This window comes from Mesorhizobium sp. M1365, assembly GCF_040317865.1.
In the GTDB taxonomy this organism is placed as follows: domain Bacteria; phylum Pseudomonadota; class Alphaproteobacteria; order Rhizobiales; family Rhizobiaceae; genus Mesorhizobium.
In genome coordinates this window covers 462012-469019 of sequence record NZ_JAMYLG010000001.1, presented here as the reverse complement: position 1 = coordinate 469019, position 7008 = coordinate 462012, and the positions used below count along the sequence as shown (strand labels likewise).

Sequence of the window (7008 nt, the reverse complement as noted above, 5' to 3'; positions counted from 1 at the left end):
CACCCTCCTTTCGGCCACACCGGAAACCCCCCACCCCCCGCGGGGCCCCCCCCCCCCGCTCTTGTCTCTTGCATGGCGGAAGAACGCCTGCTTCAAGCCGCCTTTGCTTCTGCTTCATGGAGCGCGAAAGAGCGCCCGTCCGCGTCGAAAATATGCAGGTCTCCGGCGTCCGCCGTCAGCCGCAGTGTCGCTCCGCGTTTGATCTCGACATTGCCCGGCAGCTTGGTCACCAGCGGCAGGTCGGCGCGGCCGATGTCGACATAGACGAGCTGGACCTCGCCGAGCTGCTCGACGTAATCGACCGTCCCTTCGAACAAATAGTCGGCGCCGGTGGCAATCATCAGATCCTCCGGCCGCACCCCGAAGCTCACCGCTGCGCCTTTCGCCGACGCAGGCGTTGCGATCGGCACCGTTGCCTTGCGGCCGCCGACATGGCTGACGACCGTCGGGTTGCCGGTCTTGTCGATCGTCGCCGGCAGGATGTTCATCGCCGGCGAGCCGATGAACTGGGCGACGAACAGATTGCCGGGCCGCTTGTAGAGCTCCATCGGCGTGCCAACCTGTTCGATATGGCCTTCCTTCAGCACCACGATGCGGTCGGCCAGCGTCATCGCCTCGACCTGGTCGTGGGTGACGTAGATCATCGTTGTGGCCGGCATCGACTCCTTGAGCTTGGCGATCTCGATGCGGGTGGCGACGCGCAGCGCCGCGTCGAGGTTGGATAGCGGTTCGTCGAACAGAAAAACCTTGGGATTGCGCACGATGGCGCGGCCGATGGCGACGCGCTGGCGCTGGCCGCCCGACATCGCCTTGGGCAGACGGTCGAGATATTTGGTCAGCTGCAGGATCTCGGCCGCCTGGCGCACCCGCTTGTCGATCTCGGCCTTGCTTTCCTTGCCGATCTTCATCGAGAACGCCATGTTGTCGTAGACGGTCATGTGCGGATAAAGCGCATAGGACTGGAACACCATGGCGATGCCGCGCTTTGACGGCGGCACGTCGTTGACGATCTCGCCGTCGATCTTGAGGTCGCCCGAGGTGATCTCCTCCAGCCCGGCGATGCAGCGCAGCAAGGTCGACTTGCCGCAACCAGAGGGACCGACGAAGACGATGAATTCGCCCGACTTTATGTCGAGGTCGACGCCGTGCAGAATGTTGAGATTGCCATATGATTTCCTCACTTGCCTTAGCGTGACATCGGCCATGGTACCCTCCAGTTCTTCCTTGAATTCAGTCGATACGCCCGAACCAGGCGCCGTAGCCGCCGAGGCGGATAGTGCCGGCGCCAGTCTGTCCCGAAAACCCGTGCCCCGGCAAGGGCTGCAATGAGCGGCCGCCAAGATCGACTTCGGCCGGCTTTGCTCCGAGATTGAAGGCGCAGACGATCTGCTCGTTGCCTTCACGGCGGGTGAAGGCGACGGTGTCGCTCTCGCTTTCAATGAACTCGATATCACCCTTGGCCAGTGCCGGATGGGCGCGGCGGAAAGCCAGGAAGCGCCGGTAGTGCTCGAGCAGCGAGCCGTCGTCGCCTTGCTGCACATTGACGGCTTGCGCAAGGTGCTCGCTGGGCACCGGAAGCCAGGGCTTTGCCGTCGAGAAGCCGCCATTGCGGGCAGCGCCGTCCCAAACCATCGGTGTGCGACAGCCGTCGCGGCCCTTGAATTCCGGCCAGAAGCGGATGCCGTATGGGTCCTGCAGATCCTCGAAGCTGAGCTCGGCCTCGCTGAGCCCGAGCTCCTCGCCCTGATAGATGCAGACCGAGCCGCGCAACGACATCAGCAGCGCCGAGATGACCTTGAGGTAGGCGGTCGGGTCGGGCTCGCCGGCTGCCCAGCGCGAGGCAGGGCGCATCACGTCATGGTTGGAGAAGGCCCAGCACGACCAGCCATCGCTGGCCACCTTGCCGAAGGTTTCCAGCACCGAGCGCACCTTTGCCGCGCTGATCTTCTCCGGCGCCAGGAAGTCGAAGGAGTAACACATATGCACGCGCTTGCCGCCGGCGGTATAGGCCGCCACCACTTCCAGCCCACGCTGCGAATCGCCGACCTCGCCAACCGCGGCCGTCGCCGGGTATTCGTCGAGCAAGGCGCGGAAGCGTTCGAGGAAGCCGAGGTTTTCAGGCCGGCTCTTGTCGTAGAGATGGTCCTGGTAGTTGTAGGGGTTGACGGCCGGCGCCGTCTGGTCGTTGCGCTGCTCGGGCGGCAGCGGCGGATTGTCTTCCAGGCCTTGGCTGTGGAAATAGAAATTGATGGTATCGAGGCGGAAGCCGTCGACGCCGCGCTCCAGCCAGAAGCGGGTGACGTCGAGCAGCGCGTCCTGGACCGCGCGGCTGTGGAAGTTGAGGTCAGGCTGCTCGGCCAGGAAATTATGCAGATAATATTGCTGGCGGCTGGTGTCCCACTGCCAGGCCGAGCCGCCGAAGATCGACAGCCAGTTGTTGGGCGGCGTGCCGTCCGGCTTGGCATCCGCCCAGACATACCAGTCGGCTTTTGGATTGCTTCGGCTCGACCGGCTTTCCTTGAACCAGGGATGGATGTCGGCGGTGTGCGAGAGCACCTCGTCGATCATCACCTTGAGGCCAAGCCGGTGCGCCTCTGCGGTCAGCGCGTCGAAGTCGGCCAGCGTGCCGAACATCGGATCGACATCGCAATAATCCGACACGTCGTAGCCAAAATCCTTCATCGGCGATTTGAAGAATGGCGAGATCCAGATGGCGTCGACACCGAGCGAGGCGATGTAGGCCAGCCGGCTGATCATGCCCCTGAGATCGCCGATGCCGTCGCCGTTCGAATCCTGATAGCTGCGCGGGTAGATCTGGTAGATCACGGCACCTCGCCACCAGTCGCGATCTATAGCGAGATCTGGCTTCGTGGTGGCCTTCAAAGCGGATTGCATGATCTCAACCTCCTTTCACCGAGCCGGCAAGCAGCCCGCGGACGAAATAGCGCTGCAGCGAGAAGAACACGATCAGCGGCACGATGATGGTGACGAAGGCCGATGTCGTCAGGATCTCCCAGTCGCCGCCGCGCGAGCCGAGCAATGCATTGAGCTTGGCGGTCAGTACGATCTGGTCGCCCTCGGTACCGAGGAAAACCATCGCCACCAGCAGATCGTTCCACACCCAGAGAAACTGGAAGATGGCGAACGAGGCCAGCACCGGGAACGACAGGGGCAGCACGATCTTGACGAAGATTTCGAAATCGCTGGCCCCGTCGATGCGTGCCGACTCCATGATCTCGCGTGGCAGGCCGGCGATATAGCTCCTCAACAGATAGATGGCGAAAGGCAGACCGAAGCCGGTATGCGCCAGCCAGATGCCGAGATAGGTCTTCGACGGCACGCCGAAGAAGCTGCCGACGCCGTTATAGAGCTTCAATAGCGGGATCAGCGACATCTGCAGCGGCACCACCAGGAGGCCGATGATGACGGCGATGAGCAGGGCCCGGCCGGGAAAGCGCATCCAGGCCAGCGCGTAAGCGGCGAACGCGGCGATCAGGATCGGGATGACGGTCGCCGGAATGGTGACGGTCAGCGAGTTCATGAAGGAGCGGCCGATGCCTTCCGAAAACAGCACCGTGTCGTAATTGTCGGTGGTGAATTTCGGCGGCGCCGACGAGGCGTAATAGACGCGCTGGCCGCGTTCGCCTTCGAAAGCCTTCGGCGAGGTCATGACGAAACTGCCGTCGGCATTGAGCTGCAGGGTCACGCCGTCGCCGAGATCGGCTGTCGTGCCGGCGGGATATTGCGTCGGCGCTGCCGACTTGACGCCGAAGGCGCTGATGTTGCGGGCCGGACCGTCGCCGAAAATATTGCCTTGCAGAACGAACTTGCCGTCCTTCTCGACTTGCGCCGAGGCGGGCGGCAGCCGTCCGGCTTCCGTCTGCCTGGAACTGGTGAACGAGTTCCACCAGCCCGAAGCGATGATCTGGTCCTTGTCGCGCAGCGACGAGACCAGAATGCCGAGCGTCGGGATCGTCCAGATCGCAACGAAGATGAAGACGGCGATATGGACGCCGAAACGGCTGACAAAGGACTTTCCCGTCGACACGGCCATCTCAATGCCCTTCCGTCTCTTTGTTCGCCTGGCGGATGTTCCAGACCATGATCGGAATGACCGCTATCATGATGATGATGGCGATGGTGGCGCCGCGGCCGAAATCGCCGCCGCCGCGGAACATCCAGTCGAACATCAGATTGGCCAGCACCTGGCTGTTCCACTGGCCGTTGGTCATGGTCAGCACGATGTCGAAAACCTTCAGCACCAGGATGGTAATGGTGGTCCAGACCACGGCGATGGTGCCCCAGATCTGCGGCACCATGATCTTCCAGAAGATCTGGAAAGGGTTGGCGCCGTCGATGACGGCGGCTTCCAGCGTCTCTTCCGGAATGCCGCGCAAGGCCGACGACAGGATGACCATGGCAAAGCCGGTCTGGATCCAGATCAGGATGACCATCAGGAAGAAGTTGTTCCAGAACGGCAGCGAGATCCAGACCTGCGGCTGGCCGCCGAAATACTGGATGATGGCATTGAGCAGGCCGATCTGCGTCTGGCCCTCGCCGCGATATTCGTAGATGAATTTCCAGATGACGCTGGCGCCGACGAACGAGATGGCGAGCGGCAGGAAGATCAGGCTTTTTGCGATGGTGCCCCACCAGATCTTGTCGGTGAGCACGGCGATGATCAGCCCGAGGAAGGTGCAGGCGGCCGGCACCACCGCCAGCCAGATGATGTTGTTGAGGATCGAGTTGCGGAACTCGCGGTCGCCGAACGCCCATTGATAGTTGGCCAAGCCGACGAAATGGGCGCCGCCGCGATCGAGGAACGACAGCCTCAGCGTCTCCACTACCGGGTAGATCAGGTAGATCGTGAGGATGATCATCGCCGGGCCGACGAACAGCCAGGGTCGGATCACCCCCTGCCGGCGCAGATTGTTGATCGCCGCCTTGCCGGAAACGCCGCGTGCCGGAAAGATCGTGTCGAGTGCCTTGTTGGCGCCCCAGAAATAGGCGACGCAGCCGCCCACGCCGATGATGATGACGAATATCGCCGAAAAAATCTGAGCCGCCATGGGTCCCTCCCCCTGCGCACGGATCCGCCAGTCGAGAATGGCTTTGGCGACGGGATCATGCGCCGATTCAGTTGTCTGGAGCGCGACCAGCCGGAAAGCAGGTCACTGGGCGCGCGTCATGCCGGAATGCGTTGTACTCACGACAATCGACGCGACGCCAAGCACCGGGTAGGGTGCGGGCCGTTTGTGGCCCGGACCACATCACATTGGGAACTCAAGCCGGCCGCTTACTTGATCGCGTCCCAGCTTTTCTGGATGTCGGTGGCGACGTCCTGGGCGGACTTGCCGCCGACCAGGTCGATCATGCCGGTCCAGAACGCACCGGCGCCGATCTTGCCCGGCATCAGGTCGGACCCGTCGAAGCGGAAGGTCGAGGCGTTGGCCAGGATCTCGCCCTGCTTCTTCAGCGCGTCGCTGGCATAGGCGTCCTTGTTGACCGACTTGAACGGCGTCACGAAGCCGCCCTGTGCCATCCAGATCTCATGAGCGAGCGGCAGCTTCAGGAATTCGATGAACGCGCGGGCACTCTTGCTGTCTTTGGTGATCATCGCGAGCGTGCCGGCGCCGAGCACCGGAGTGCCGAGCTCGGGCTTGGAAGCGTAAGGCGGGAAGTAGAAGAAGTCGGCATCCTCGCCGATCTTGGTGCCTTGCGGGAAGAAGGTCGGGATGAACGATGCCTGATGGTGCAGATAACATTTTGGCGGCACCGAGAAGAGGCCCTTCGGGCTATCACGGAAATCGGTCGCCGCAACCGCCTTGGCGCCGCCCTCGACCATCTTGTCGTCGGTGGCGATCTTGCCGAAAATGTCGATGGCGTTGACCACTGCCGGATCGTTGAACGGAATTTCGTTCTTCACCCATTTGTCGTAGGTCTCGGGCGTCTGGGTGCGCAGCATGATGTCTTCGACCCAGTCGGTCGCCGGCCAGCCGGTGGCGCCGCCCGAACCAAGCCCGATGCACCATGGCGTGCCGCCGTCGGCGATGATCTTCTTTTCGAGCTCGGCAAGCTCTTCCTGCGTCTTCGGCACCTTGTAGCCGGCTTCCTCGAAATTGTCCGGCGAGTACCAGACCAGCGACTTCACGTCGGCCTTATACGGAAAGGCGAAGAAGCCGGGCTTGCCGTCCTTGTCCTTGAACGTGCCGAGATCGACCCAGGATTGGCCGGCGCCGTAATTGTCCTTGACCCAGTTGGCGGTGTCGTCGCCGAGCGGCGTCAAAAGACCCTTCGATGCCAGATCCTGGATCAGGCCCGGCTGCGGCAGCACGGCGATGTTGGGCGGGCTGCCGGCCTGCGTGTCGATGACGATCTGCTGCTCGTAATTCTCCGACGAGGAGTACTTGATCTCGGCGCCGGTGGCTTCGGAGAAGTAATCGAGGACGGTGCGGATAAGCCCTTCGTCCTCGCCGCGCCACGGCCCGAAGATCGTCAGCGTCTCGCCCTTGAGGTCGACTTTCTTGAGCTCTTCGTAGTTGGCCCAGTTGAAACGGGGATCTTCGCCCGGCTTGAACTTCAGTTCGGCTTGCGCCGGCATGGCGAGCGCAAGCGTGGCGAACGCAGCACCCAGCAGAAGCATTTTCTTCATCGGTATTCCCTCCCAGTGGTGACAAACACCGAACGAAACCTCCATTCCGTCCGCCGGCGCTGCAGGACTGTGACTCAGTCGGAAAGGAACTGCAACCTTTCGTAGAGTCTTCCAAAGCGCTTTGGTGATTTTGATCTCGCCACTGAATTGATCCGGAGTCAAGAGAAAGCCAGACTAATCGATTTAATTTCTGCGGCCGGGTGCCGGCGAAAGTGCGCTGCAGCACAGTTTCTGGCGGTGCAGCAGCAAATTCGGCTTCAAACCGGTCCGAACCGTGCGTATGGTCAGTGCGCTCGGCAACGCGGTTCGTAGCGGCTAGCTCGATTCAGATTAAAAGCGCTTTGAGGTTGGAGGCC

The 7008-nt window shown here is 62.1% G+C and carries 5 protein-coding genes; all 5 read right to left on the bottom strand.

Annotated features, from left to right (window positions below):
- Positions 1–92: 92 nt before the first annotated feature.
- The gene (locus NKH04_RS02075) at positions 93–1205 is read right to left on the bottom strand and encodes an ABC transporter ATP-binding protein (RefSeq protein ID WP_353044001.1); all 1113 of its coding nucleotides are present in this window, start codon (positions 1203–1205) and stop codon (positions 93–95) included.
- A gap of 25 nt (positions 1206–1230) precedes the next feature.
- A complete protein-coding gene (gene bglA / locus NKH04_RS02070; protein ID WP_353044000.1) occupies positions 1231–2895 on the bottom strand; it encodes a beta-galactosidase BglA in 1665 nt (554 codons plus the stop codon).
- Between the two features lie 4 nt (positions 2896–2899).
- Positions 2900–4054, bottom strand: a complete 1155-nt coding sequence (locus NKH04_RS02065) for a carbohydrate ABC transporter permease (RefSeq protein ID WP_353043999.1) — start codon at positions 4052–4054, stop codon at positions 2900–2902.
- Between the two features lies 1 nt (position 4055).
- Complete coding sequence (locus tag NKH04_RS02060; RefSeq protein WP_352540346.1) at positions 4056–5069, bottom strand: carbohydrate ABC transporter permease; 1014 nt, start codon at positions 5067–5069, stop codon at positions 4056–4058.
- Between the two features lie 227 nt (positions 5070–5296).
- Complete coding sequence (locus tag NKH04_RS02055) at positions 5297–6652, bottom strand: ABC transporter substrate-binding protein (RefSeq protein WP_352522473.1); 1356 nt, start codon at positions 6650–6652, stop codon at positions 5297–5299.
- Between the last annotated feature and the right edge of the window lie 356 nt (positions 6653–7008).

What these genes read in the sequence shown, in the direction of transcription:
- bglA (WP_353044000.1), bottom strand. Translation starts at nt 2,895, where the DNA reads ATGCAATCCGCTTTGAAGGCCACCACGAAGCCAGATCTCGCTATAGAT.
- NKH04_RS02060 (WP_352540346.1), bottom strand. Translation starts at nt 5,069, where the DNA reads ATGGCGGCTCAGATTTTTTCGGCGATATTCGTCATCATCATCGGCGTG.
- NKH04_RS02075 (WP_353044001.1), bottom strand. Translation starts at nt 1,205, where the DNA reads ATGGCCGATGTCACGCTAAGGCAAGTGAGGAAATCATATGGCAATCTC.
- NKH04_RS02065 (WP_353043999.1), bottom strand. Translation starts at nt 4,054, where the DNA reads ATGGCCGTGTCGACGGGAAAGTCCTTTGTCAGCCGTTTCGGCGTCCAT.
- NKH04_RS02055 (WP_352522473.1), bottom strand. Translation starts at nt 6,652, where the DNA reads ATGAAGAAAATGCTTCTGCTGGGTGCTGCGTTCGCCACGCTTGCGCTC.